General features: G+C 31.3%; 25 protein-coding genes and 1 tRNA gene. 9 read left to right on the top strand and 17 right to left on the bottom strand.

Going from position 1 to position 22257, the window contains the following annotated elements; translation table 11 throughout:
* Nucleotides 1-128: 128 nt before the first annotated feature.
* A complete protein-coding gene (locus M9Q43_RS05585; RefSeq protein WP_262317969.1) occupies nucleotides 129-1091 on the bottom strand; it encodes a restriction endonuclease in 963 nt (320 codons plus the stop codon).
* Nucleotides 1092-1259: 168 nt separating this feature from the next.
* A complete protein-coding gene (locus tag M9Q43_RS05580; protein WP_262317968.1) occupies nucleotides 1260-2267 on the bottom strand; it encodes a hypothetical protein in 1008 nt (335 codons plus the stop codon).
* A gap of 338 nt (nucleotides 2268-2605) precedes the next feature.
* On the opposite strand from M9Q43_RS05580, the gene M9Q43_RS05575 reads away from it, so the two are divergent.
* Genes M9Q43_RS05575 through M9Q43_RS05565 form a run of 3 tightly spaced genes read left to right on the top strand, consistent with a single transcriptional unit; the run spans nucleotide 2606 to nucleotide 4190 of the window.
* Complete coding sequence (locus M9Q43_RS05575) at nucleotides 2606-2839, top strand: hypothetical protein (protein ID WP_262317967.1); 234 nt, start codon at nucleotides 2606-2608, stop codon at nucleotides 2837-2839.
* A 5-nt stretch (nucleotides 2840-2844) separates the two neighbouring features.
* On the top strand, nucleotides 2845-3336 hold the full coding sequence (locus M9Q43_RS05570) for a hypothetical protein (RefSeq protein ID WP_262317966.1): 492 nt from the start codon (nucleotides 2845-2847) through the stop codon (nucleotides 3334-3336).
* Nucleotides 3333-4190, top strand: a complete 858-nt coding sequence (locus M9Q43_RS05565) for a hypothetical protein (protein ID WP_262317965.1) — start codon at nucleotides 3333-3335, stop codon at nucleotides 4188-4190. The genes M9Q43_RS05570 and M9Q43_RS05565 overlap by 4 nt, the downstream gene beginning before the upstream one ends.
* 264 nt (nucleotides 4191-4454) lie before the next feature.
* Here the strand turns inward: M9Q43_RS05565 and M9Q43_RS05560 are convergent, their stop codons facing one another.
* The 8 genes from M9Q43_RS05560 to M9Q43_RS05525 form a co-directional block, all read right to left on the bottom strand.
* Nucleotides 4455-4790, bottom strand: coding sequence for a DUF4844 domain-containing protein (locus M9Q43_RS05560; protein ID WP_262317964.1), 336 nt, complete (start codon nucleotides 4788-4790; stop codon nucleotides 4455-4457).
* A 197-nt stretch (nucleotides 4791-4987) separates the two neighbouring features.
* Nucleotides 4988-6019 (bottom strand): DUF6371 domain-containing protein, encoded by a 1032-nt coding sequence (locus M9Q43_RS05555; protein WP_262317963.1) that lies wholly within the window; start codon nucleotides 6017-6019, stop codon nucleotides 4988-4990.
* 52 nt (nucleotides 6020-6071) lie between these two features.
* Nucleotides 6072-6281, bottom strand: coding sequence for a hypothetical protein (locus M9Q43_RS05550; protein ID WP_262317962.1), 210 nt, complete (start codon nucleotides 6279-6281; stop codon nucleotides 6072-6074).
* A 10-nt stretch (nucleotides 6282-6291) separates the two neighbouring features.
* Nucleotides 6292-7305, bottom strand: coding sequence for an AAA family ATPase (locus tag M9Q43_RS05545; protein ID WP_262317961.1), 1014 nt, complete (start codon nucleotides 7303-7305; stop codon nucleotides 6292-6294).
* Nucleotides 7306-7663: 358 nt separating this feature from the next.
* Complete coding sequence (locus M9Q43_RS05540; protein ID WP_262317960.1) at nucleotides 7664-8494, bottom strand: hypothetical protein; 831 nt, start codon at nucleotides 8492-8494, stop codon at nucleotides 7664-7666.
* Nucleotides 8495-8542: 48 nt separating this feature from the next.
* The gene (locus M9Q43_RS05535) at nucleotides 8543-8833 is read right to left on the bottom strand and encodes a helix-turn-helix domain-containing protein (RefSeq protein WP_262317959.1); all 291 of its coding nucleotides are present in this window, start codon (nucleotides 8831-8833) and stop codon (nucleotides 8543-8545) included.
* A 32-nt stretch (nucleotides 8834-8865) separates the two neighbouring features.
* Entirely contained in the window at nucleotides 8866-10212 is a 1347-nt protein-coding gene (locus tag M9Q43_RS05530; RefSeq protein WP_262317958.1) for a tyrosine-type recombinase/integrase, read from the bottom strand.
* A gap of 55 nt (nucleotides 10213-10267) precedes the next feature.
* Nucleotides 10268-10341 (bottom strand) — tRNA-Met (locus M9Q43_RS05525).
* 160 nt (nucleotides 10342-10501) lie between these two features.
* On the opposite strand from M9Q43_RS05525, the gene M9Q43_RS05520 reads away from it, so the two are divergent.
* Nucleotides 10502-10894 carry an START-like domain-containing protein gene (locus tag M9Q43_RS05520; RefSeq protein WP_262317957.1) on the top strand — a complete coding sequence of 131 codons (393 nt, stop codon included), beginning with the start codon at nucleotides 10502-10504 and terminating at the stop codon, nucleotides 10892-10894.
* Nucleotides 10895-10944: 50 nt separating this feature from the next.
* Entirely contained in the window at nucleotides 10945-11784 is an 840-nt protein-coding gene (locus tag M9Q43_RS05515) for an aminotransferase class IV (protein WP_262317956.1), read from the top strand.
* Here the strand turns inward: M9Q43_RS05515 and M9Q43_RS05510 are convergent.
* The 5 genes from M9Q43_RS05510 to M9Q43_RS05490 all read right to left on the bottom strand — a co-directional run bounded on the left by M9Q43_RS05510 (nucleotide 11777) and on the right by M9Q43_RS05490 (nucleotide 16321).
* Entirely contained in the window at nucleotides 11777-12337 is a 561-nt protein-coding gene (locus M9Q43_RS05510; RefSeq protein WP_262317955.1) for a YqgE/AlgH family protein, read from the bottom strand. The two genes, M9Q43_RS05515 and M9Q43_RS05510, sit on opposite strands and share 8 nt — an antisense overlap.
* Before the next feature lie 117 nt (nucleotides 12338-12454).
* On the bottom strand, nucleotides 12455-12733 hold the full coding sequence (locus tag M9Q43_RS05505; RefSeq protein WP_111567791.1) for an HU family DNA-binding protein: 279 nt from the start codon (nucleotides 12731-12733) through the stop codon (nucleotides 12455-12457).
* Nucleotides 12734-12909: 176 nt separating this feature from the next.
* Nucleotides 12910-13857: a methionyl-tRNA formyltransferase gene (gene fmt / locus M9Q43_RS05500; RefSeq protein WP_262317954.1), complete on the bottom strand. Its 948-nt coding sequence runs from the start codon at nucleotides 13855-13857 to the stop codon at nucleotides 12910-12912.
* Entirely contained in the window at nucleotides 13857-15743 is a 1887-nt protein-coding gene (locus tag M9Q43_RS05495; protein WP_262317953.1) for a RecQ family ATP-dependent DNA helicase, read from the bottom strand. The genes fmt and M9Q43_RS05495 overlap by 1 nt, the downstream gene beginning before the upstream one ends.
* Nucleotides 15744-15781: 38 nt before the next feature.
* A complete protein-coding gene (locus M9Q43_RS05490) occupies nucleotides 15782-16321 on the bottom strand; it encodes an ATP-binding protein (RefSeq protein WP_262317952.1) in 540 nt (179 codons plus the stop codon).
* 126 nt (nucleotides 16322-16447) lie between these two features.
* Here M9Q43_RS05490 and M9Q43_RS05485 point away from each other — a divergent pair, with 126 nt between their 5' ends.
* The 4 genes from M9Q43_RS05485 (at nucleotide 16448) to M9Q43_RS05470 (ending at nucleotide 19882) form a co-directional block, all read left to right on the top strand.
* Entirely contained in the window at nucleotides 16448-16732 is a 285-nt protein-coding gene (locus tag M9Q43_RS05485) for a DUF493 family protein (RefSeq protein WP_262318015.1), read from the top strand.
* A gap of 6 nt (nucleotides 16733-16738) precedes the next feature.
* Nucleotides 16739-17434: a DUF4290 domain-containing protein gene (locus M9Q43_RS05480; protein ID WP_262317951.1), complete on the top strand. Its 696-nt coding sequence runs from the start codon at nucleotides 16739-16741 to the stop codon at nucleotides 17432-17434.
* A gap of 8 nt (nucleotides 17435-17442) precedes the next feature.
* A complete protein-coding gene (gene murA, locus M9Q43_RS05475; RefSeq protein ID WP_262317950.1) occupies nucleotides 17443-18753 on the top strand; it encodes a UDP-N-acetylglucosamine 1-carboxyvinyltransferase in 1311 nt (436 codons plus the stop codon).
* Between the two features lie 361 nt (nucleotides 18754-19114).
* Nucleotides 19115-19882, top strand: a complete 768-nt coding sequence (locus M9Q43_RS05470) for a sulfite exporter TauE/SafE family protein (protein ID WP_262317949.1) — start codon at nucleotides 19115-19117, stop codon at nucleotides 19880-19882.
* A gap of 62 nt (nucleotides 19883-19944) precedes the next feature.
* On the opposite strand, the gene M9Q43_RS05465 is transcribed toward M9Q43_RS05470, so the two are convergent.
* Together M9Q43_RS05465 and M9Q43_RS05460 are read right to left on the bottom strand one after the other, a co-directional pair.
* Nucleotides 19945-20268 (bottom strand): hypothetical protein, encoded by a 324-nt coding sequence (locus tag M9Q43_RS05465; protein ID WP_262317948.1) that lies wholly within the window; start codon nucleotides 20266-20268, stop codon nucleotides 19945-19947.
* Between the two features lie 975 nt (nucleotides 20269-21243).
* On the bottom strand, nucleotides 21244-22224 hold the full coding sequence (locus M9Q43_RS05460) for a LamG-like jellyroll fold domain-containing protein (RefSeq protein ID WP_262317947.1): 981 nt from the start codon (nucleotides 22222-22224) through the stop codon (nucleotides 21244-21246).
* Nucleotides 22225-22257: the final 33 nt, after the last annotated feature.

The following is a 22257-nucleotide window of genomic DNA, read 5'->3' as shown; positions in this document are numbered from 1 at the left end:
TGTTTACAAATATACCGAAATGTTAGAAAGAAAAAACGAGAAAAATTAGCACTAAAGTGCTAACACTGACTCTTCCTTTTATGAACAGGCGCCAGCCATTTTATAAAACCGCTGTTAGCCGTAGTTTTTCAGAATTCATATCCGAAATATAATTTCCCCCTTGGACTTCCAGTTGTATAGTTTTGAACATAAGGTTCATAATATTTTTTGTGGTTTTTATGAAAATGATCACTACCAAAACTCACTTCTACGTAACGTATATCCCAATCAGGAACATTAATGAACTCATGATCGTCATCTGAGAATTTTTCAAATAACATTTGTCGAATTTCACTAGGTCTTATTATTGTTTCTTTTTTTGTATGATAAGGCATTAAATAATCTAAATAAATCATATGAGTACAATGCTTATCGTCATAATGAATTGATCTTGGGCAAAGTAAATGGTTTTCTTCATCGACTTTCCTTTCAGAGTTTATATCAATCTTTTCTATGAGATTTACAATCGTTTCAATTCCGGTGAGATTGGGATAAATATTTGCATCTCTAGAACTCAAATAGAAAAAGTAGTCCTTATAATTAGCAGACCAAAATGAAGGTGAAAATTCATTATAAATTTTCCATTTATATTCTAAGGAACTGACAGGGAAAAAAGTGTGTATTAATCCAAATGTATTTGGATTTAAAAGCCTTTTTTCGATTTCTATACCGTCCCAAATCTTAGTAATTATTTTATGATTTGATTCGATTTCTTCTAAACGTTTTACAACTGATGAGGATGGATATGTTGAACAGGCTAAGATATATCCTTCTGCATTAATTGCTTGGCAGTCTGAAACAATATTTTTCAAATCATCAGTGCCAACTGCTCTTCCATTTTTTCCTGCATTTGCAAAATGCTTGCAACTGATAATCCATTTTCTTTCCTTTGTAGAAAGAGTTCCAGATAAATTTTCAATAATAATTAAATCTCTACCACCATCTGGACCAATACCTGTCCAAGATGTTTGGTAATTTTCTCTAATGAATATCTCACGAATTAATTGCTCAAATCGAATTCCATCTTCAGGTAATTCTCGGTAGTTTATCATATTTAGAAGTTTCTTAAAAAAAAATACGGCTAACGTTCCGCAGCTTGGCACAGTAGCGGCTGCTTGAACGATTTTTTTCTTGCTAAGATAAGATTTTTCAGCTGAAAATCAAATGTGTTATTTATTGTAAATGTAGTTATTGTGCTAAACCGCTGTTAGGAGACGTAATTATTTGGTATTCATTTGTTCTGCAATTATATTCCATTTGTATGCCGCCAGCGTCATATCTTTCTCTTCTAATTCTCTCATTTCTTTAAGATATTCTGTAATATTTATAGCTTCTCTACCTATAATCACTTTATAATCTTCAATCAGATTTACATCGAATTTTTTTACTGCAAGTTTATTTGAAAAGTCAAGACATTTATTTACAATATTTTTAATATTTAATTCAATATTATAGCCCTCTTTGTCGAGTGCTTGACTAACATAGCCCACAATATGAAATACAATACATGTTATTCTTATTACAGGATGCGGATGACTATTCTCTTTATAATAAATTTCAAGTTTATTGGTTTCAAAGGAAAGTATGTAGAAAAGAGCAGAACTACAAATTAATATCAAAGTCTTTTCTAATTGCTCATTTGTTAACTCTGTTCCCCAGATTTTTTTCACATATTGTAATGTATGAGCTCCTATACATAAAGAACTAAATTGGTCAGCGTCTAATTCTAAAAGATGTTTTTTTATCGAAAAATCATTTTCATTATTAGAGGATTCATACAGTGTTTGTTCTAATAAGTCTGATTTTTGAATTAAATGCGCCATTTCGTGGTAAAATGTATAATGCATTGCATTTTGATACATAAGTTCATTTATTGGAATATCAAGAGAATTTTCAAATTCTATGTAGTCATCAACATCACAATTATTCAACAAGTCTGATTTTTGTTTAAAACGGTTTATTAAACCCAAAATAGTACCCATGTGAATATAGATAATGTAGTGTCCATTATTAAGACCTGCAGCAGCATTTATTGAAGTGTCATTCTTAAAAAATAGTAAGCTCGGTTCTATTCCATAATGTGCATTGTTTAAAAGAGCTTCATAATAAAATTCAAATGTAGTATCAAATTCATCTTTTAAAGGTGAATGTTCATAATCAAATATATCTTCATTTTGAATTGAAGTTTTTGTAGCTACTTCATGTATTATCCTTTTATAACTTTCCATTATTTTATTTCATCGAAGTTTTGCTGCTTAAAGAAGTTGCTGATTTTCAGCACTTTCATTTACAAATATAGACATATTTTACTTTCAAAAAAGTAACAATTCTGATAAATCCCAAACCCCGCAATTTCGTGAAACGGCTGTTATAGATAGGTGCTCTTTACTTGCGAATACAGTGTTTCAATTTCTCCATTGTATGTGTTTATCTAATTAGATTCACTTTGTAAATACGGAGTTTGGTCTTGTATGAAGTCAAAAATATTTTGCGAATAATTTTTTTTTCTATAAATTAGCCTTAGTTTAAAAAACATTTCAATATGAAAAAAGAAAAAATCTCAATTATGACAGAAAACGGTTCTATTAAAGAATACGATTTCGCGAAATTCGAAGGGTCTATTTATGGTAACGAAGATAGTGCTGGTCACGATACTCATGATGGCGATGGTAAGGGACACGAAAGAGGAGATCATACAAACCATTATTTGTTTGTTAAAAAAAGAGATAGTTTAGAAAGTATGAGTTCTTTTCCTTCAAATAATGCTTCCTTAGAGGAAATCCTTAAAGCCCACCTATAAAATAATTGTTAGTCAATATTTTTATTACAGCAATATTCTTTATATGGGGAGTTGCTTCTATCAAAATGCAATTATCTACTTCAAAAATATTGAAGTACAATTTTTATGGCTACTTGCCATATTGTAGATTTTTTGCTCCTGATCCAGTTTCTCATGATACAAGATTTTATATTAGGGGATTTGATGTTGATGGACAAAGTTCCTCATGGAAAGAACCAGTTGCAGAAAAGAGATTGGCTATGTATTATCTTTGGAATCCAACCTCTCGTCTTGAAAAGGCCCTGCTAACAAATGTTAAGGAATTAAAGACTTATCTTGATAATAGAGAAATTATTCACTTGTCATTTCCTTATATCAAATTATTAAACGTTGCTGCAGGATGTATTAAGGAGGATGGTAGTTCAACTCATGTGCAGTTTATGATAACCAAACACACAGGTTTTGAGAATACTACTCGTGAGTGTTTATTTATGTCGTCAATTCATAAGCTAAAATGATTTTCTTTAATACTTTCTCTGATCCAAAAGAAACATTCGTAGTTATTTCGAGGATAGCCGCTTTAAGTTCTATTCTTGCTTCTTTAGAATGGCTTTCACTTTATAAACATTTCAGACCTAATGGAATTTTCTCATGGGAAATTCATAAGATTTGGGCAAAAAAAAACAGAGACAGACTTGCATTAAGTTTTAATTTTATTTTCAAGTATCCAAATATTTTATTTGTCATATTTACCCAATTAATTGTAGCACTCATAATTTTATTTAAGCAACAAAGCGACTTATCAATAGCTATCTCAATGGGGTATTTAGCATTTACTTATTTCTTAATTACATATCGCGGTGTCAATGGATTCAATGGTGCCGATTCTACCTCAAAGATTGTTTTCACAATTCTTACCTTATGTTTTGCAGTTTCATCAACTTGGGTATTTCAAGTAGGATTGTTCTTTATTACATTCCAACTTATTTTAGCTTATTTCACTCCAGGCTTTTTGAGATTGGTGAAAAAAAATTGGTGGAATGGCAGGTACCTTAGAAATATATTACGACTCGAAACATTTGGAAATAAACGACTTTGGGAATTCTGTGATAGATACACTGTAACTTATAAAATAATTTCTTGGCTATTAATTTTATTTGAGTGTTCAGTAATTATTATCATATTTGTTCCATTACCGTGGTTAATCGTTTGGCTGTGTTGTGCTCTTCTGTTTCATATTATTAATGCTGTGGTTATGGGACTCAATAACTTTCCTTTGGCTTTTTTAGCATTGTATCCTGCAATAATTTGGTTGAATATCCGCATTCACTCGGATATTGAAGTTATTTCGAAATGCTTTGCATTATTTTGAAATAATTACAAAATTAACACTCGGACATAAAAAATGATTCGCTAATTTATGTGAATATATGTTATTGTTAACGGTGATATTCAATCTGATGATATGCACTTACCTATAATGTTCCGCGGCTTGGCGCAGTAGCGACTCCGTGAACGATTATTTTCTTGTTAAGTTAGATTTTCCAGCGGAAAATCGAACGTGTTGTTAATTGTAAATTTAGCTATTGCGCCAAACCGTTGTTATGTTATAGGACGTTTTTAATTTTCAGTTTGCTTAAAACCCATACAGGAAATTATTCAAATGTCCGTCTGAACTTTCAAGACCAACAATATCCATAAGCTCTTCAAAATAGTCGCAAACTCTTTCTCTGTCTTCGGTATCAATTTCCACATAAATACTTTTAAATCTGTCCAAACCTTTTCCGATTGCATTTTGATAATCTTTTTCAGTAGCGTTTTCATTTTGCGCAATTTTTTCAAAGTCTTCGGCTGCTAAATTAATTTTTTCAGTTAAAATTGGTTTTGATTTTTCATCTCCAATTCCAGGATATAATATTTTTAAGTCTTCTACAAACTTTTCTTTAGCTTTAAACTTTTCGAATTTCTCCATTGTGTTAGTTGGTAATTTTATTTGTTTTTGTCCACAAGCTGTGAATATAAAAAAAAAGAAGTACTAGAAATATGTTAATTGTCTTTTTCATGCGGGTTTCCTAAAATGTCCTATAACTAGTAACTATCTTCAAATATATACAACTTTTTTTAAAAATAAAACTCTATTAAGTTATTAAAGTAAAGGTGTTTCGTTTTTTAAATTATCAAATCAGTCCTTATTCCACCACCTTTCTTGTCAATTAAATCAAAGATATTGATTAGGTCAATGATAAGTGGATTTGTTTTTGCAATTCGTTGCAACTGTTTTTCGGTTTCTGATAATTGGAATTCGTTGGTAATTTTTGTTTTGCTTTTTTCGTTTAAATTGAAATAGATGTCAGCTAAATCTGTTCCTGTTATGTAGTTGCAACTTTCTAACAATTTACTGCATTTAATGGTGTAGCCTAATTTGGTTAGTTCTAATGCTTTTTTATTCCAGTCTTCATATTCGCCACAGTCTGGAAATAAAATGATGTTGTAATTTTTTAAGCCTTGAAGTAATTCATGTTTGAGATTTTGCTTGCTGCCAGTTGCAACCCACAATGTGTTTTTTAAAAACAAGCTCATAGTAATAGCCGTCTTTTCTGATTCTAAAATGGCAATAATTGGTTTGGTTGCAATCGGTTGCAATGGTTTCGCAACTAGATGTTCGCCAAATAAACATTGTTTTAAATTGTAATCTTGCAAGCCTAAAACTTTATGCACCCAATTAATGTGCGGAAAAGGTTCTTTTACTCGTTTGCCAGTACTCGGGTTAATTAGCATTATTTTGCCACTACGAACTTTGTTGTTTTGGTCAATTTGCCAAAAAACGGTAGCACCTTTCCAATGTTTTGAGGTTCCTACTCTGTATTTTTTGAAACATTGTAAAATTTCTTCCTTTTTAAAATGTTGGGTTAAGTATTGGAATAAATAGTTTTCATCATATTTAGTTTCTGAGGCTGAAACAAATCTTGAATCTATTGTAGAAATCGGTTGCAATGGTTTTATTGTAGAACTGTCAACCAAAGTTGGGTTTGAAGTAGGAGGTAAGTGATAACCGCAACTGCTTTCACGATCACATCTGCCAAATTCATCAGAGAGATAGTTTTTCGTTTCATTATCCACATATCGCACAAATCGTTTTTTTGCACACGAAGGGCAATTGAATTTTTTACTAGAAATATCAAGTGAAAATTTAAAATTCATAGTATTTGTTCGTTACATTCGTAAAAATCGTAAAGAAAAATGTTTACGATTTTTACGATTTTTGTTTTTGAGGTTTTGAGAAAACAGTTTTTAATAATAAGTCGATTGCCTCTTGTTTTGTAATCAGTACTTTTTTAGTCCTTTTTTCTTTTTGAACGACTGTTCTAAGGTTAAATTCGTCATCTTGCACCAATGTCATGAAGTGCCCTTTTTCCTCATCGGAAAGGGCTTTAAATACTTCATATGCGACATTAGCTTTCATAGTCGCTTATTTAAGATTTTAATTTTTTTAAAATATATCGAATAGTTCCTTCTGAAAGGCTTAATTCATCAGCAATAGCAACATTGCTTTTTCCTTGATTGTGTAATTCAAGTACTAAATCGTTTCTATCGTCTTTATTTGCGATTTCAACGGTTTTAAGGTGTTCGTATTCGTTACCAAAGTCCATAAAGCTAAATTGTAAAAAGCTGTTTGTTTTTTCGATTTCACATAGGATTACATTCTCAGCACCATAGCGTTGTTCGGTATTACGTTGCTTGATTTGCTTGATATATTTTAATCCCTTTTCGCTTGAGCTTTCACCAATGGCAAAGGCACTATCACAGAAGTTAATTAGCATTTTACTTCCTGATAAATCGTTCTTAGTTAAAGGCTTTGAAGAATCTCTTTTTGGGGTGTGTGCGAGAATTAGCATAGAAAGATTATGCTTATTTTTTAAAGCTTTTAATTCTTTCATTAAAGACAGAGCATCTTTGGCTTTTTCAGTCTCGTTTTTTAAGTAGGTAAGATTATCAATGATGATAACTTTAACATCGTTTTCAATAATTGTAGCCTCTAAAGATTTTATAAATTCTTTTTCAAAATCTACAATATTATTGCACATGTATTCGTCGTTTATTTCTGCACGAATAAAGTTTGAAGGAAATTGGTAATGTTCTGCATAATCGTTTGAATAACGATTTTCGAATTGCTTGTCAGATAATTCAAAATCGAAATAAATCACCATTTGGGGTTCAACTTCGTTTTGTAAGCCACAAGATGAACTTCCAGCAGCTATGTTTACGGCAATTTGAACTGTAATTATTGATTTACCTAAATTTGTGTCTGAAAAAAGAATACCTACTTCATTTTCAAACCAAAGTTCGCCAAATAGCATTTTAGGTTTTGGTCTGGCTTTTGCGCCTTCAATCCACTCATTAGCGGTTTTGATAATGAATTGATTGTTTTTATTTTCAGAGCCTAATTCTTTAATTAGGGTGTTTTTTAGTTCCGTCAAATTTTCCATAACAATGAATTTACAAGGCCAAAAGTATAGTTTGAGTTTTTATATTAAACTCTAGATACTTTGTTAATTCATTAGTTTTCAATTGCTTTCTGATAGTTTCAAGGAAAATCTGGTTTTTTATTAAAACTTTCAAATCACTTTCTGGTTTTCCAGAAACTTTCAAATTGAATTATTTATAACAATGAATTTCTTTTGGTAAAATTCAGTTAAATCTAAAATATGGATGTAGGATTATGTAGGATTATGTAGGATTATGTCGGATTATGTCGGATTTTTCCCTTAGCCAGCAGTATTGTTTTCAAAAATTAAAAATATGTTTTGATTACTTTTTAAGAATTATTACTTCTTGAAAAACAAATCATAGTTTTTCAAGAAGGTTGGAAATTTTGGTTCTTAATTGAATATATTTTTTGTCGTTATAGACGTTAATTTTATTAATAAAAACAAGTCTAGAAATGTATTTTTCAGAACCAATACTATTATTAAGGCATTCAATTAAATTTTTTTTATTGCCATATTCTTCAATAATATAACCAAGGCTGTTAAGAGCTGTAAACATTCTGTTAATTGTTACACTATTAGTGTTTTTAAATTCATTCATTAAAACTTTTTCAATTGCTTCTGCATTACCTTTTATAATTAAATCCTTCAGTCTAGGTTTAGGTTCTTGAATAGGAATTGTAGGTTTAGGTAATTTCCATTTGAAAATTGGCGGAAAAAATTTATTGTTGATTTCTTGTAGATGTTCTTTAAATAATTTGTCCTGTAAAAGTAAATAGTTATTTAAAGTATTAGATTTTACTTTGCAAGCTACCTCGTAGTTTTGAATAAGTAATTCTGAGTTTCTTATAAACATTCTCAAATCTTCCATGTACTTATCAATCAAGAAATCAAAAGATTCTGGATTCAATGATGCTTTAAGTTCAATTAAGTAAAAGGTGTTGGATTCTAATAAGGATTTTTTATTAAGCAATTCTACGAAGTCTTCAGGAGTAACTTCACCTTTAAAGTCTAAATTTTTAGTTACCAAGAGGGTCTGATTTAATATACTAGGGTCTTCAAAATTTGCTTTTATATCACTTAATTGTGGTGAATCAAGCATAATTTCACTTAAATAATATACCATCAATTTATTTAGATTGTTTTTTAAATCTTTCAAAATTCCTATATAATCTATTTTATCTTCCATTGTTTTTAAATAAAATTTTTGGTTGCAACTAGTTGCAACCAATTGTAATTAGGATTTAATACTATCTTTTATAAATAGTTGAATGTCTGCTTTCTTATATAAAACCTTGCCTCCGATTTTATATTTTTGAATTAGATTATTCTTAGTAATTTCCCAAAGTTTAACCAAAGAAATATTCAATAAGTCTGCGGCTTCGGCTCTAGTAATCATTTCTTTTTTATTGTCTTCAATTTTTTCCTTTTGTAGTAGAGGTTTTAACTGCTCTAAAATAGCGTTTACGATTTCTGTTTTAAATTCCTCAGCACTTACAGTTTCAATTTGGATTAATTTTGTTTCCATTTCTATATTATTTGATTAGGAAACAAAGGTAACTATCTAAATAAATTAGAATAATCTTCAGGAAGTTCAGCATCTATGTCACGTAAGTATTTTTCAAGTGCATCCATAGTGGAGTGTCCTGTAATGTTCATTAAAATACTTTTAGTTTCAAATGGTGATTTGTCTTCCCTTAAATTTCGGTAAAGTTTAGTTATGAAGGTGTGTCTAAAGCTATACAATCCGTATTCGCTACCCAGATTGAAATGGTCTTTAATAACGGTTTTAAAACGTTTTGAAAAGCTGTCTCTTCTATTATTTTCTTCTACTACCCATTCTAACCCTAAACCATTAGGAGTAAACAAATAATTGTCTTGATTTAGTTGCGATAAATCTGGAAGTTCCTGAAGTAAAATATCAGGAATTATCTTTGTTTTTAATTTATTCGTTTTGGTTTTAATAGATAATTTTTTCTCTTTCAAATTTATACTTTTTACTAATAATCGATTTACCTCTACTGGGCGTAAAAAATTGTAACTAATGAATTTAATATATAAAAGGAGTAAAGGATCGTTTTGCTCTAAATAGGCAAAAATTTCTTTTTCTTGTTCAGTTGTATATGTTTTATTTTTTTCTGCTTTTGAACTAAGTATTTTGATTTTTTTTACAAAGTTGCTAGCAACAATGTCGTTATCTTCTAAAGTTTGAAAAAAACTACTTAAATCGGTTCTGTGATTGTTTCTTGTTCGTGCGCTGTTATTAATTAGAATATCATTCAAGTATTCATTAACAGCCTTTCTATCTATAGACGAAATAGGATTGCTTTTATCAAAGTTACTTGCGAATTTATTAATTCTGTTTTCAAAGTTTCTATAAGAAGTGCTAGATAAAGTCTTATACTTTAATTTGAACACAAAATCTAAAGCTTCCTGAATGGTTAGTTCGGTTGGTTTTTCAGTTGCAACTTCTTTTTCTTTAACAATTTGTACAAATTTAGTACTGTGGTTTTCTTCAAGTTTTAAATCAAGATTTGAAAGGTCGTTATCCTTGTAAGGATTCAATCCTTTTTCTAGTAAAAAAAGTAATGCACTTTTTACTGTTTTTAGGTATTCAAATCTTTCTTCTTTAGTATGGTAACGATTTACACCTGCTTTCACGTGAGGCATTCTTTTTAGTTTGCCTGTTTTTTCATCTCTAAAACTGTAATAGATAAACCAATCTTTTTCTAAAGCTTCCTTTTTTTGTTTAGTTGAAAGTTTGTTCCATTGGGTTATATCTACACCTCCTGTAGAAATTTTTGGTTCAGAATAAATTCTTTTCATGGTGAGTAAATTGGTTGATTTAGAGGTAAAATCGTTTACTGTTTCGTTTACTGTTTGTAAAACTAAGAAATATTTAGACATAAAAAAAACGGATTAGTAAACACTAATCCGTTGATTTTTAAAAGCTTCCTTTTCGTAGCGAAGACGGGAGTTGAACCCGTGACCTCAGGGTTATGAATCCTGCGCTCTAACCAACTGAGCTACCTCGCCAAATATTACTCTAACATCCTTACTGAATGCGGGTGCAAATATAAAACTAATTCTGTTGTTTGCAAATATTATTTTACAATTATTTTCTAAAAAATAAATAAAATCTTTTTTTGTATTTTCAATTTATTCTCTATATATTTCCAAACTTAAAAATTACAAAATGAGTACAAAAGTAAAATACGAATTAGAGTTTCCAATTCAGTCTTCTCCGCAATTATTATATCAATATATATCAACACCATCTGGTCTTTCTGAATGGTTTGCAGATAATGTTAATTCAAGAGGAGAATTTTTTACTTTCATTTGGGATGATTCCGAAGAAAAAGCAAAATTAGCATCAAAAAAATCGGGTGAACGCATTAAATTCAGATGGTTAAACGAAGATGATACCGAAACTGATTACTTTTTTGAATTAAAAATTATGGAAGACGAAATCACAAAAGATGTTTCTATTGTAATTTCAGATTTTGCTCACGAAGACGAATTAGACGAATCAAAATTACTTTGGGAAAATCAAATTTCCGACTTAAAACATGTCTTAGGTTCTGTTTAAAAAACAAATTATAAAGAGTATATTTGTCCCGATTTTAATCGGGATTTTTTATGGTAAATTACAACGGAAACATTCAGGAAAATAGCAATTGTACAGTAGAATCAAATAGAGGTTTTTTGTACGGTGATGCCGTTTTTGAAACTATTAAAGTGTTAGATAACAAGGTTTTGTTCTTGGAAGGTCACTACTTTAGATTGATGGCCTCAATGCGTATTTGTCGCATGGAAATCCCAATGAATTTCACCATGGAATTCTTCGAAGAACAGATTCTAAAACTGACAAATTCTCTTGAAAAATCAAATTCGTTTAGGGTTCGTTTTTCTGTTTTCAGAAATTCTGACGGATTTTACACGCCAATTAGCAATGAAATTGAATTTATCATAGTTGCAGTTTCTTCCGAAAACACTGTTTATACGATTGAAAAATCCAATTATGAAGTTGAATTATACAAAGATTTCTTTATTCCAAAACAATTGCTTTCGACTTTAAAAACAAACAATAAAATGCTTCAAATTACAGGAAGTATTTTTGCCAAAGAAAATGGTTATGATAATTGCTTGGTTTTAAACGATGAAAAAAATGTGGTTGAAGCTTTGCAAAGTAATTTATTCATGAAAACAGGTAATGTAGTGGTAACGCCACCAATTTCTGATGGTTGTTTAAACGGAATTATGCGCAAACAAGTAATTGAAATTCTAAATAAAATGGACGGAATTGAAGTGAAAGAAACGTCAATTTCACCTTTTGATTTGCAAAAAGCGGATGAACTATTCTTAACCAATGTAATCACAGGAATTCAGCCCATAACAAAGTATAGAAAAAAAGAATATAATGCAAATTTTTCTAATGAAATACTGGTTAAACTAAACGCTAAAATAAGACTTAGTTAAGCATTGGATTTTCGGGCGCATTTGAAAACAAAACATATTCACCACCTTGTTCAATGATTTTTTCTTTCCAAAATTGATTACTTGATTTTGATAGCAATTTCTTTTTCAAAGAATTTTCACTAACAATCCAAGCGTTTTCTTGCATTTCCATCTCCAGCTGATTCACGCTCCAGCCACTATATCCAAGAAAAAAACGAATGTTGTTTTTGTTTATTTCTCCCGTATTGATTAGGTGTTTTGTGGTTTCAAAATCGCCACCCCAATATATTCCATTCGAAATTTCAATACTATTTGGTATAATTTCAGGAATATTGTGAATAAAATACAAGTTATCTTGCTCAACAGGACCACCATTGTAGATTTTAAAAGAAGCTTCTATTTCTGGAAGCAAATCATTAATAGTGTAATTCAAAGGTTTGTTTAAAATAAACCCTATTGAACCTTCGCTATTATGTTCTGCCAATAAAACCACAGAGCGATTAAATGAAACATCGCCTAAAGTAGAAGGTTCCGCTATGAGCAAGTGTCCTTTTTTTGGTAAAGTTGATATCATATTCTGTAAGTTTATTAATTAAAGTTATCAAAAAAAGTTTACAAAATCAAATAAAATCGTTTAGAAACAAAAAAATCCCGATTATTTCGGGATTTTTATACTGTATAAATCAAAAAATTATTTTTTGTTTACTGCTCCTTCTAATTCAGCACCAGCTTTGAATTTTACTACATTTTTAGCAGCGATTTTGATAGTTTTTCCAGTTTGTGGATTTCTACCATCTCTTGCAGCTCTTTTAGATACTGACCAAGATCCGAAACCTACTAAAGATACTCTTCCACCTTTGTTTAAAGTTCCTTCAACATTGCTTAAAAATGATTCTAAAGCTAATTTAGCAGCTGCTTTTGTAATACCAGCAGAAGCTGCCATTGCATCGATTAATTCTGATTTGTTCATGATTAAAGTTATTTATAATTGGTTAAACTTAATTATTTATAGCAAATTTAGCGGTATAATTGAGCTGTGCAAGCATTTGGCAAACTTTTCGACTAAAATGTTGATAAAATAGACCAAATGTTAATAACATTGTTTGTTTTTTTAAATTTTAGGCTCGTTTGTAGCATTTTCAGGGCTTACAGCGCCATCGCGTTTTCAGAAAATGAAATTCCGTTTAACAATTCATGGGCTTGCATTCTTTTCTTTCCAGGAAATTGTAAACTGGTTATTTTTAAAACGCCGTCTTTTGTTGCAATGAAGATCTCTTTTTTGGTGGTTGTAACGCTTCCAATTGCATTAGTTTGTTCTTTTTCTTCAAACGATGCGGCATATATTTTTACATTCCATTCGTTTTCGCCATCTTTTATATAGGTCCAAGCCGCTGGATAGGGTGATAAACCTCTAATCAAGTTAAAAATCGTTTTTCCTGATTGGGACCAATCTATTTTGCAGTTGTCCTTATTTAATTTGTAAGCTGTTTTTACTTCAGGATTTTCTGTTTGAAGTGTAGTGGTTGCTTTTCCTTCCTCAATTAAATGTAGTGTTTCAATTACGGCTTCACTTCCTAATTGCATTAATCTATCGTGTAATTCTCCAGCTGATTCATTTGCGCCAATGGTAGTTTCCTTGCTCAAAATCATTGCACCGGTATCAATTTTATCATCAATAAAAAAAGTAGTCACACCTGTTTTCTTTTCTCCATTAATAATTGCCCAATTAATAGGTGCAGCACCACGATATTCTGGTAACAAAGAAGCGTGCAAGTTGAATGTACCTAATCTTGGCATTTTCCACACTACTTCGGGCAACATTCTAAACGCCACTACCACATGTAAATTGGCATTCAAACTTTTTAATTCGGCTAAAAAATCTTCCGATTTTAAGTTGGTAGGTTGCAATAAACGTAAATTTTTAGATACGGCATAGTCTTTAACTGCACTTGTGCTCACTTTTTGACCACGACCCGCAGGTTTGTCTGGAGCGGTAATTACTCCAACAATTTCATAATTATTTTGATAAATAGTATCCAAAATTCCCACAGCAAAGTCGGGTGTTCCCATGAATACAATTCTAAGTTTTTCCATTATAATAAGTAATATTGATTGTATGAATTGATAGCAATTTTATTGTGTTCTAACAACAACTGCAATGCAAAGATAGTGGCTTCGGGAGAAATTTGTAACGAATTTTCAATTTCTCGGGATGATAAGTTGTCTTTTTGTAACAATTGAAGGATTAATTCGGTATTTTCTTTAGGATTGCTCTTTTTTTTGGAAAAACAATACGAACAAATGCCGCAATCTTCTTCGGTAATCTCTTCAAAGTAGGCGAGAAGCAGTTTGTTTTTACAACAGTCTTCATTCGAAATATAATCAATTACGCTTTGAAACTGGTTTTGTTTCAATTGGTTTTGATGTTCTAAAAATTTAGCCACACGATTAATAGTTAAATCATCTTCACGAACTTCGTTAAAGGTAATCGAACTATCATTATTTTTTGCATGAAGAATAATACATTGACTTTCGGCTAATTGATCAATCACTTTTTCAACCGCTGCTTCGGTTGTATTTGATTTTTTGGCAACTAAATGCGGATTTATGGTTGTTTCTACATCAAAAATTCCAGAATAAGTTCTTAAAATATTGGTAATAATGGGTTCGTCATGCGGATGCAAACTGATGTAACGAATTACTTCTTTGCTCGGTATGATGAATTGCAAACTAATTTTTTCTGAAGATTCACTCTGAAAAGTCAAAATGCCTTGTCGATCTAAAAATTGTAAACTATTAAATGCCTTTAAAATTGGAAAATTATAGTGCGAACAGAATTGGTTTAAATTGAAAGCGAAACTTTCGTTAAAGCCTTCTCCATAGGCAATTCTGAAATAGTTATTTAGTTTTACATACACATCGCGCACAAATTTTTTATCGGGTAGCACATCAAGAAATTGTCTTTTTGTATAGTTGATGTCGCCAGAATTGGTCAAAATAATTCCAAATGCTTTTTCACCATTTCTTCCAGCTCTTCCAGCTTCTTGGTAATAATTTTCAATGTTTTCAGGCAGTTGAATATGGATAACCGTTTTTACATCAGGTTTGTCAATTCCCATTCCAAAAGCATTCGTTGCGACCATGACTTGTGATTTATTCTCTAACCACGATTGCATGTTTTTTTCTTTCTCTTTTGCAGGTAAACCACCGTGGTAAAATGTAGACGAAAATCCCAATTGATTTAACTGTTGCGAAGTTTCAATACACGATTTGCGATTACGCACATAGATAATTGAAGATTGTGGGTTTTTGGTCAGAATTTGTTGTATTTTAAATAACTTATCTTCTGTTTTAATAACATGATAGGCTAAATTTTCTCGGGTAAATGATTTGGTGAAAAATTGCGGACTTTCTAAGGCTAAATTTTTGCAAATATCTTCTTGTACACGCTTGGTTGCTGTGGCTGTTAAAGCTAAAAAAGGCGTTTTTGGAAAGGCTGTTTTTAATTCCGAAATTTTCAAATAAGCCGGTCTAAAGTCATGTCCCCATTGACTTACGCAGTGTGCTTCGTCAATAGCGATAAGGTTGATAGGCAATTGTTTTAAACGTCCTACAATCCAATCGTGTTGTAAACGTTCGGGAGAAAGGTATAAAAATTTGTAATTTCCAAATTGGCAATTGTCTAAAATATCAATTACTTCATCTTGCGAAACGCCACCCGTTAAGGCAATTGCTTTAATGTTTCGGCTTTGTAAGTTTTGAACTTGGTCTTTCATCAAGGCAATCAAAGGCGAAACCACTAAGCAAATTCCGTTTAAAAGTAATGCTGGAATTTGAAAACAAACTGATTTTCCGCCACCGGTTGGCAATAAAGCAAAGGTATCATTTCCGTCTAAAACCGACTGAATAATTTCCTCTTGCGGTGTTCTAAAGGTTTCGTGTTTCCAATATTTTTGAAGTAATAATAAGGCTTCAGACATGTTAAATGGCTTTTAGAAACACTAATGTACAAAAAGTTTTATTTCGCAAGGTGTTTCATAATGAAATCAATACGATTTTCTACCGAATCTTTTGGAACTTCTGTAATTGAATAACCATATTTTTTATAAGTTTCCATCAAGTGTTCATGAATCAAAACCGCTTGTTCATAGTTTTCATAGCGTTCGGCATCGCTTACATAAATTTCTTTCCAAGGCGGTAAAACAAAAATGGAAGAGTATTTGTGGTCTTTACAAGCTTGATCAAAAAACGAAGGGTATGAATCACCAATGTAATGCATATAGGCTAAAACATCAGGAATTCCACGGTCTAAAAAAATCAAAGAAGCCTTTTCTTCTTGAGCTGAACGAAATTGTTTTTTTCTTCCTTCTAAAAGTAATTCGCTAAATAACAAAGGTTTTTCCAGAAACAATTGTTCAATACCTTGCTCTTGAGCTTCTTTGATTACTTCGCGCGAAACTTCTGGATAACAAGTGTGTCCTTTTTCTTTTAACGCTTCAATTAAAGTTGTTTTTCCCGAACTTGGTCCGCCGATTAAAACTACAATTTCTTTGTTCATATCTGAAATTCTAAGGCGCAAAAGTAAGTTTTTTTAAAAATCTAATCAACTTAAAAATTTTATAAGTTGCAACAATATATTTCTGAACATAAAAAAGTATATTTGCTTTTCAAATACGAAATGATGATGGATAAGAAAACCGAAGATTTTTACATTCGATTAAAAGAAGAATTGTCAAATTCAACCCTTTGGCCTTCAGAATACTTATATAAATTTATTATTCCTTCAGATGTGCATAAAATTGCTAAAGTGGAAGCTACATTTAACGATATGGGTGCTGTGATTACTACACAACAATCTAAAACAGGAAAATTTACAAGTATTTCGATAAGTGTAACTATGCCAAGTGCTCAAAGTGTTATTGATAAATATATTGCCGTTTCTGACATAGAAGGCATCATTTCATTATAAAAAATCATGCAAGAAGAAGTAAGTTATTTAGAATATAATTCGCAACGCTCTCATTTAATTATTCCTGAGTATGGAAGACATTTACAAAAATTAATCGACCAAGCTACAGCAATTGAAGATAGAGAGGAACGAAACAAAGCCGCAAAATACATCATTTCGGTAATGGGTTCTTTGAATCCACATTTGAGAGATGTGTTGGATTTTCAGCATAAATTGTGGGATCAGTTGTTCATTATGTCTGATTTTAAATTAGATGTAGATTCACCTTATCCTATTCCTTCAAAAGATATTTTAACGCAAAAACCAGATCGTTTAAAATACCCACAAAATTTTCCTAAGTACCGTTTTTATGGCAATAACATCAAATACATGATTGATGTGGCCAACAGCTGGGAAGAAAGCGAATTAAAAAATGCCTTGGTTTTAGTGATTGCCAATCACATGAAAAAAAGTTACTTGAGCTGGAACAAAGACACGGTAACCGATGAGGTGATTTTCGAACATTTATTAGAACTTTCGGGAGGAAAATTAAATCTTTCTAAATCGAATGAAGAGCTTTCAAATACACACGATTTAATGAAAGTGAATAAGAAAGTTTCGAATAAAACACAATTTGGTCCTAGTAAAGTGGGGATTATTAAGAAAAGTAACAATCCAAAAGGACATTTGAACAAGAACAATAAAAATACATTTAAAAAATAGGCAGTTGCATGGGAACATTTAAAATCGAAGGAGGAATCGCATTAAAAGGAGATATTACACCACAAGGTGCAAAAAATGAAGCGTTACAAGTGTTATGTCCTGTTTTGCTAACTTCTGAAAAGGTAAGAGTAACTAATATTCCAGATATTATTGATGTTAACAAATTGATTACGCTTTTAGGTAATTTAGGAGTTAAAATTCAAAAAAATGGACCTGGCGATTACACGTTTCAAGCCGATGAAGTAAATGTAAACTACTTAAAAACAGAAGCATTCAAAAAAGAAGGTGGAAGTTTAAGAGGTTCAATTATGATTGTTGGCCCTTTATTAGCCCGTTTTGGTTGTGGCTATATTCCAAAACCAGGAGGTGATAAAATTGGACGTCGTCGTTTAGATACACACTTTGAAGGTTTTATTAACCTAGGAGCTAAATTCAGATACGAAAGAGAAGACCATTTCTACGGAGTGGAAATCGACGGAAGATTACAAGGTTCTTATATGTTATTAGACGAAGCTTCAGTAACCGGAACTGCTAATATTGTAATGGCTGCGGTTTTAGCAGAAGGAACAACAACGATTTATAATGCAGCTTGTGAGCCATACTTACAACAATTGTGTAAAATGTTAAACTCAATGGGAGCTAAAATCTCAGGAGTAGGATCTAACTTATTAACGATTGAAGGAGTGGAAAAGTTAGGCGGATGCGAACACAGAATTTTACCTGATATGGTAGAAATCGGTTCTTGGATTGGTCTTGCAGCTATGACAAGAAGTGAAATCACAATTAAAAATGTGAGTTGGGATAACTTAGGACAAATTCCAAACGTGTTTAGAAAATTAGGGATTACTTTAGAAAGAAAAGGGGATGATATTTACATTCCAGCTCATAAAGATGGATACGAAATCAAAACCGATATCGATGGCTCTATCTTAACGGTTTCCGATGCGCCATGGCCAGGATTTACACCTGACTTGTTAAGTATCGTTTTAGTAGTTTGTACCCAAGCTAAAGGCGATGTTTTAATTCACCAAAAAATGTTTGAAAGCCGTTTGTTCTTCGTGGATAAATTAATTGATATGGGAGCAAAAATTATGTTATGTGACCCGCACAGGGCTGTGGTTATGGGACATAATTTCCAATCGCAATTAAAAGCAACTACGATGAGTTCACCAGATATTAGAGCTGGAATCTCATTATTAATTGCCGCTTTAACAGCAAAAGGAACGTCAACTATTCAAAATATCGAACAAATCGACAGAGGTTACGAGCGCATCGACGAAAGACTTCGCGCAATTGGAGCTAACATCGTAAGAGTATAATTTTAAATTTCAAAACTGAAAAACCAAATTCCAAGTAAAAAGGAGTTTGGTTTTTTTATTATAAACCAAATGACTACTGCTTTGTCAAGCTGAACTCGTTTCAGCTTCAAATTTAAACATATAAGTCACATAAGTTTTAAGTTCATTTTAATTACTTTAAAAAGTCCATAAAAGCAAAATATTCCACAAACTTTGTCATTCCGTCAGGAATCTCTTGCGCTATTGATTTATCAATTTAAAAATAATTATTAAGATTTTACCAATTTCTCAAATCAGTGTTCCTATTTTTTCGTTTAGATTTGAATTTGAATTTTGTACTTGATTTTGTATTTGAATTTGCCCTTGAACTTGATATTTTAAAATGGAAACCTACATCATCATTTTTCTCTGCATTGCTTCCTTCGTAGCCGGTTTTATCGATGCTATTGTAGGTGGCGGTGGATTAATTCAAACTCCAGCCGCTTTAATTTTATTACCTAATGTGCCTGTTGCTTCTATCATTGGGACATTAAAAATTCCAGGCTTCAGCGGAACGAGTATGGCAACCTATCACTATTTGAAATCGGCAAAAGTGAATTGGAAGTTGTTTTTTGTATTAGCAATTGTTTCTTTCACATTTGCTTATTTAGGTTCGAGTTTACTCAACGTAATGCAAAACGATTTCATGAAACCCTTACTTTTTGTGGTTTTAATTTTACTCTTGCTGTATACTTATTTTAAAAAAGATTTCGGACAATTTCAAGTAGATAAATTGTCAAAAAATCAAACGTACATTTACGGAAGTATAATTTGTGTTTTTTTAGGTTTTTACGATGGATTCATCGGTCCAGGAACTGGAAGTTTACTAATTATGGCTTTTATTGCAATTCTTGGCTTCGATTTTTTAAAGGCGAATATCTATGCGAAATTAGTCAATTTGGCTACCAACATTGGTTCCATAACTTTATTTGTGTTAAAAGGAAAAATCATTTGGACAATTGCTATTCCAATGGCAATTTGCAACGTTACAGGTTCGTGGTTAGGAGCAAGGTTAGCCATTTCAAAAGGCAACGGATTTATTCGCGTTTTCTTTTTAATTGTGGTAGGATTGGCGTTGCTTCGATTTGGATATGATGTATTTTTGAAATAAAAGAAGCACTTCATTTAACCGAAGTGCTTCTTGTAAGTATTTTTTCAAATTTTATATCAAAATTACTCTTGATATAAACCATCGATCTGATTTTTAAATTTCTCAACAACCAATCGTCTTTTTAATTTTAAAGTTTGGGTTAAAAAACCATTTTCTACAGTAAAAGGAGTGTCAGAGAAAATAAATTTCTTTGGTATTTTATAACCTCCATATTTCTCTTTCAGACTTTTTATAATCTCAATGGCTACAAACTCTTGTACAATAGGGGAATGAATTAACGTGCCAACCTCTGTTTTTACGTCAAGTATTTCAGCCGTTTTTTGTAAAATGGCTTTGTCAGGTACCACAATACAAATGTTATAAGGCTTTCCTTCTCCATAAATCATAGCAGATTCTATATAGGGTAATAAATGACAAATGGTTTACAAGTGGGTGATCATACGAATTTAAACAATGTGAACAGCTTTACTAAAAATGTATACGACTTTGGATATTATTCTGGACTATCGTTCAATATTTTTAATCTCAAATAAATTTCAATTACATACAAAATAGATATCCAAAATTTACGTCTCAAAACCAAATTGGACTTTTGCTAAGAAAGTATTTCGTTATTTATTCAAAGTTTAAAGAGGGTATTTGATGTGGTATAATGTGTTTTGATGTGAAATTAACTCAAAAACAAGAACTTAATGTCTTAATTATCAAATATGATAATAGATAATATAGAAGGTTTATAGAAATTACATTAAGTATTTACTGCCTATCATCGTATTCAAATTTCAATCACTATGTCAATAGTAAGGCATATACGTTTAATACAATACCAACCAAGGCAAAAGCCATAAGCATTACCACCGCAAAACTATATTTTATTTTATTTTCCATATTAAATCTAAGTTTTTAATCTAAATAACACAACATTGGCTTTTGTTAAAACAATAATTGAAGAAAGTCAAAATTACTTTTTTAACTAAAAAAACGAAAAACAAAGGGGGGACAAATAGGGGACAAAAAAAACAACACATTGATTACTAGTTGATTATTAGAGTAAGGTGAATCTTTCTATTTATAAAAAAAACTAGCGTCATCTAAAAGATCAATCCTTAGAAAAGAATAGATTTTAAAACTTCATAGTCAACACAATTAGAAGAACAATAAAACAAAAAAAAAGACAAGCGTAAAAGCAGTATAATTGTAACTGCCTTTACGATGTCACAAAGAAAAACTAAAAAAAACGGTAATAAGATTACTTAATTAAAGTAATACTTATGAGAAGTTTACTCATCGTCAATGACAACGAATAAATCATTCTATTTAAAAAACACATTCAAATTCTAATTTTAAAATAGTTTATTGAATTATTCTTTCACTATTTTTGAAACAATTGTATCTCCAAAAACATTCGTAGCCTTCAATATATATACTCCAGAAGCATATTGTGAAAGATCAAAAAAAGCGGCACCAGCTTGTACGTTTTTTTGTAAAAACATTTTCCCCATTAAATCATATACTTCTAGCTGTACTTCTTCTTGAATTTGTAGTTGAAAAATACCAGATGAAGGATTAGGATATACTTTTACATTCTCAAAATTGAATGCAAAATCATTCGAACTTAAAATGGAACAAGTACTGCCAGTTACCACACTGGAGCCAGACAACCAGTTCGACACTGTTCCGTTCAAGGCAAAATTAGTTAACGTTGCCGTGTATGCCGTTACAGAACTATCCGTTAAAGTAGTCAGAGCTGTGTTATCTGCACTATCAATGCCTTGGTTAAATTGGTAATACGCAACCAAACCGGTTTGAGAAGTCGGATTACTTAATTCACAATTCATATAATGCTGTATTTCTGCTGCTGTACGAGACACATTCCAAACACGCACTTCGTCTACCGCTGCATTTAAATACCTACCAATATTACTCCAAGAGCCAATCATTAGATTTTGGTTTGTACTACTAAAATAAATATTGGCACTTACTTGAGAAGCTACTAACACCCCATCTACATAAATTTTCATGGTCGTCCCATCATAAGTTGCCGCAATATGATGCCACACTCCTATAGTTACCGAATAGCTAGGGGAGGACAATTCATTCCACCAACCATTACCTAAATTAAAATTCACAATTCCAGACGATCCGGCACGCAACATGTAACCATAATCAGGACTATTTTGTTCTTTATTAATAATACTTCCGTCATTAAAAGAACCTGCAAAAGATTTGAACTTAACTCTGGCTTCTAATGTGATGGCATTTCCTGAAATTTGCACCGCAGGAGCGTTACCACAGTTCACATAATCGTTAATACCGTCAAAATCCAAATGCGTTGCCGGCACAGCATTGACAGTTTTATTTTCCAAAATAGTCTG

Origin of the sequence: Flavobacterium odoriferum (assembly GCF_025499515.1) — a bacterium.
GTDB classification, from domain to species: domain Bacteria; phylum Bacteroidota; class Bacteroidia; order Flavobacteriales; family Flavobacteriaceae; genus Flavobacterium; species Flavobacterium odoriferum.
Note: the sequence above shows the minus strand (reverse complement) of the source record. Positions and strands in the feature narration are given on the sequence as shown.

Bases quoted from the DNA above. Each gene is read 5' to 3' on its own strand.
- M9Q43_RS05535 (WP_262317959.1), bottom strand. From the start codon at position 8,833: ATGGAAACAAAATTAATCCAAATTGAAACTGTAAGTGCTGAGGAATTT.
- M9Q43_RS05560 (WP_262317964.1), bottom strand. From the start codon at position 4,790: ATGGAGAAATTCGAAAAGTTTAAAGCTAAAGAAAAGTTTGTAGAAGAC.
- fmt (WP_262317954.1), bottom strand. From the start codon at position 13,857: ATGGAAAAACTTAGAATTGTATTCATGGGAACACCCGACTTTGCTGTG.
- M9Q43_RS05530 (WP_262317958.1), bottom strand. From the start codon at position 10,212: ATGTCTAAATATTTCTTAGTTTTACAAACAGTAAACGAAACAGTAAAC.
- M9Q43_RS05540 (WP_262317960.1), bottom strand. From the start codon at position 8,494: ATGGAAGATAAAATAGATTATATAGGAATTTTGAAAGATTTAAAAAAC.
- M9Q43_RS05585 (WP_262317969.1), bottom strand. From the start codon at position 1,091: ATGATAAACTACCGAGAATTACCTGAAGATGGAATTCGATTTGAGCAA.
- M9Q43_RS05505 (WP_111567791.1), bottom strand. From the start codon at position 12,733: ATGAACAAATCAGAATTAATCGATGCAATGGCAGCTTCTGCTGGTATT.
- M9Q43_RS05495 (WP_262317953.1), bottom strand. From the start codon at position 15,743: ATGTCTGAAGCCTTATTATTACTTCAAAAATATTGGAAACACGAAACC.
- M9Q43_RS05510 (WP_262317955.1), bottom strand. From the start codon at position 12,337: ATGATATCAACTTTACCAAAAAAAGGACACTTGCTCATAGCGGAACCT.
- murA (WP_262317950.1), top strand. From the start codon at position 17,443: ATGGGAACATTTAAAATCGAAGGAGGAATCGCATTAAAAGGAGATATT.
- M9Q43_RS05470 (WP_262317949.1), top strand. From the start codon at position 19,115: ATGGAAACCTACATCATCATTTTTCTCTGCATTGCTTCCTTCGTAGCC.
- M9Q43_RS05490 (WP_262317952.1), bottom strand. From the start codon at position 16,321: ATGAACAAAGAAATTGTAGTTTTAATCGGCGGACCAAGTTCGGGAAAA.
- M9Q43_RS05580 (WP_262317968.1), bottom strand. From the start codon at position 2,267: ATGGAAAGTTATAAAAGGATAATACATGAAGTAGCTACAAAAACTTCA.
- M9Q43_RS05575 (WP_262317967.1), top strand. From the start codon at position 2,606: ATGACAGAAAACGGTTCTATTAAAGAATACGATTTCGCGAAATTCGAA.
- M9Q43_RS05520 (WP_262317957.1), top strand. From the start codon at position 10,502: ATGAGTACAAAAGTAAAATACGAATTAGAGTTTCCAATTCAGTCTTCT.
- M9Q43_RS05480 (WP_262317951.1), top strand. From the start codon at position 16,739: ATGCAAGAAGAAGTAAGTTATTTAGAATATAATTCGCAACGCTCTCAT.
- M9Q43_RS05550 (WP_262317962.1), bottom strand. From the start codon at position 6,281: ATGAAAGCTAATGTCGCATATGAAGTATTTAAAGCCCTTTCCGATGAG.
- M9Q43_RS05515 (WP_262317956.1), top strand. From the start codon at position 10,945: ATGGTAAATTACAACGGAAACATTCAGGAAAATAGCAATTGTACAGTA.
- M9Q43_RS05545 (WP_262317961.1), bottom strand. From the start codon at position 7,305: ATGGAAAATTTGACGGAACTAAAAAACACCCTAATTAAAGAATTAGGC.
- M9Q43_RS05565 (WP_262317965.1), top strand. From the start codon at position 3,333: ATGATTTTCTTTAATACTTTCTCTGATCCAAAAGAAACATTCGTAGTT.
- M9Q43_RS05555 (WP_262317963.1), bottom strand. From the start codon at position 6,019: ATGAATTTTAAATTTTCACTTGATATTTCTAGTAAAAAATTCAATTGC.
- M9Q43_RS05485 (WP_262318015.1), top strand. From the start codon at position 16,448: ATGGATAAGAAAACCGAAGATTTTTACATTCGATTAAAAGAAGAATTG.
- M9Q43_RS05465 (WP_262317948.1), bottom strand. From the start codon at position 20,268: ATGATTTATGGAGAAGGAAAGCCTTATAACATTTGTATTGTGGTACCT.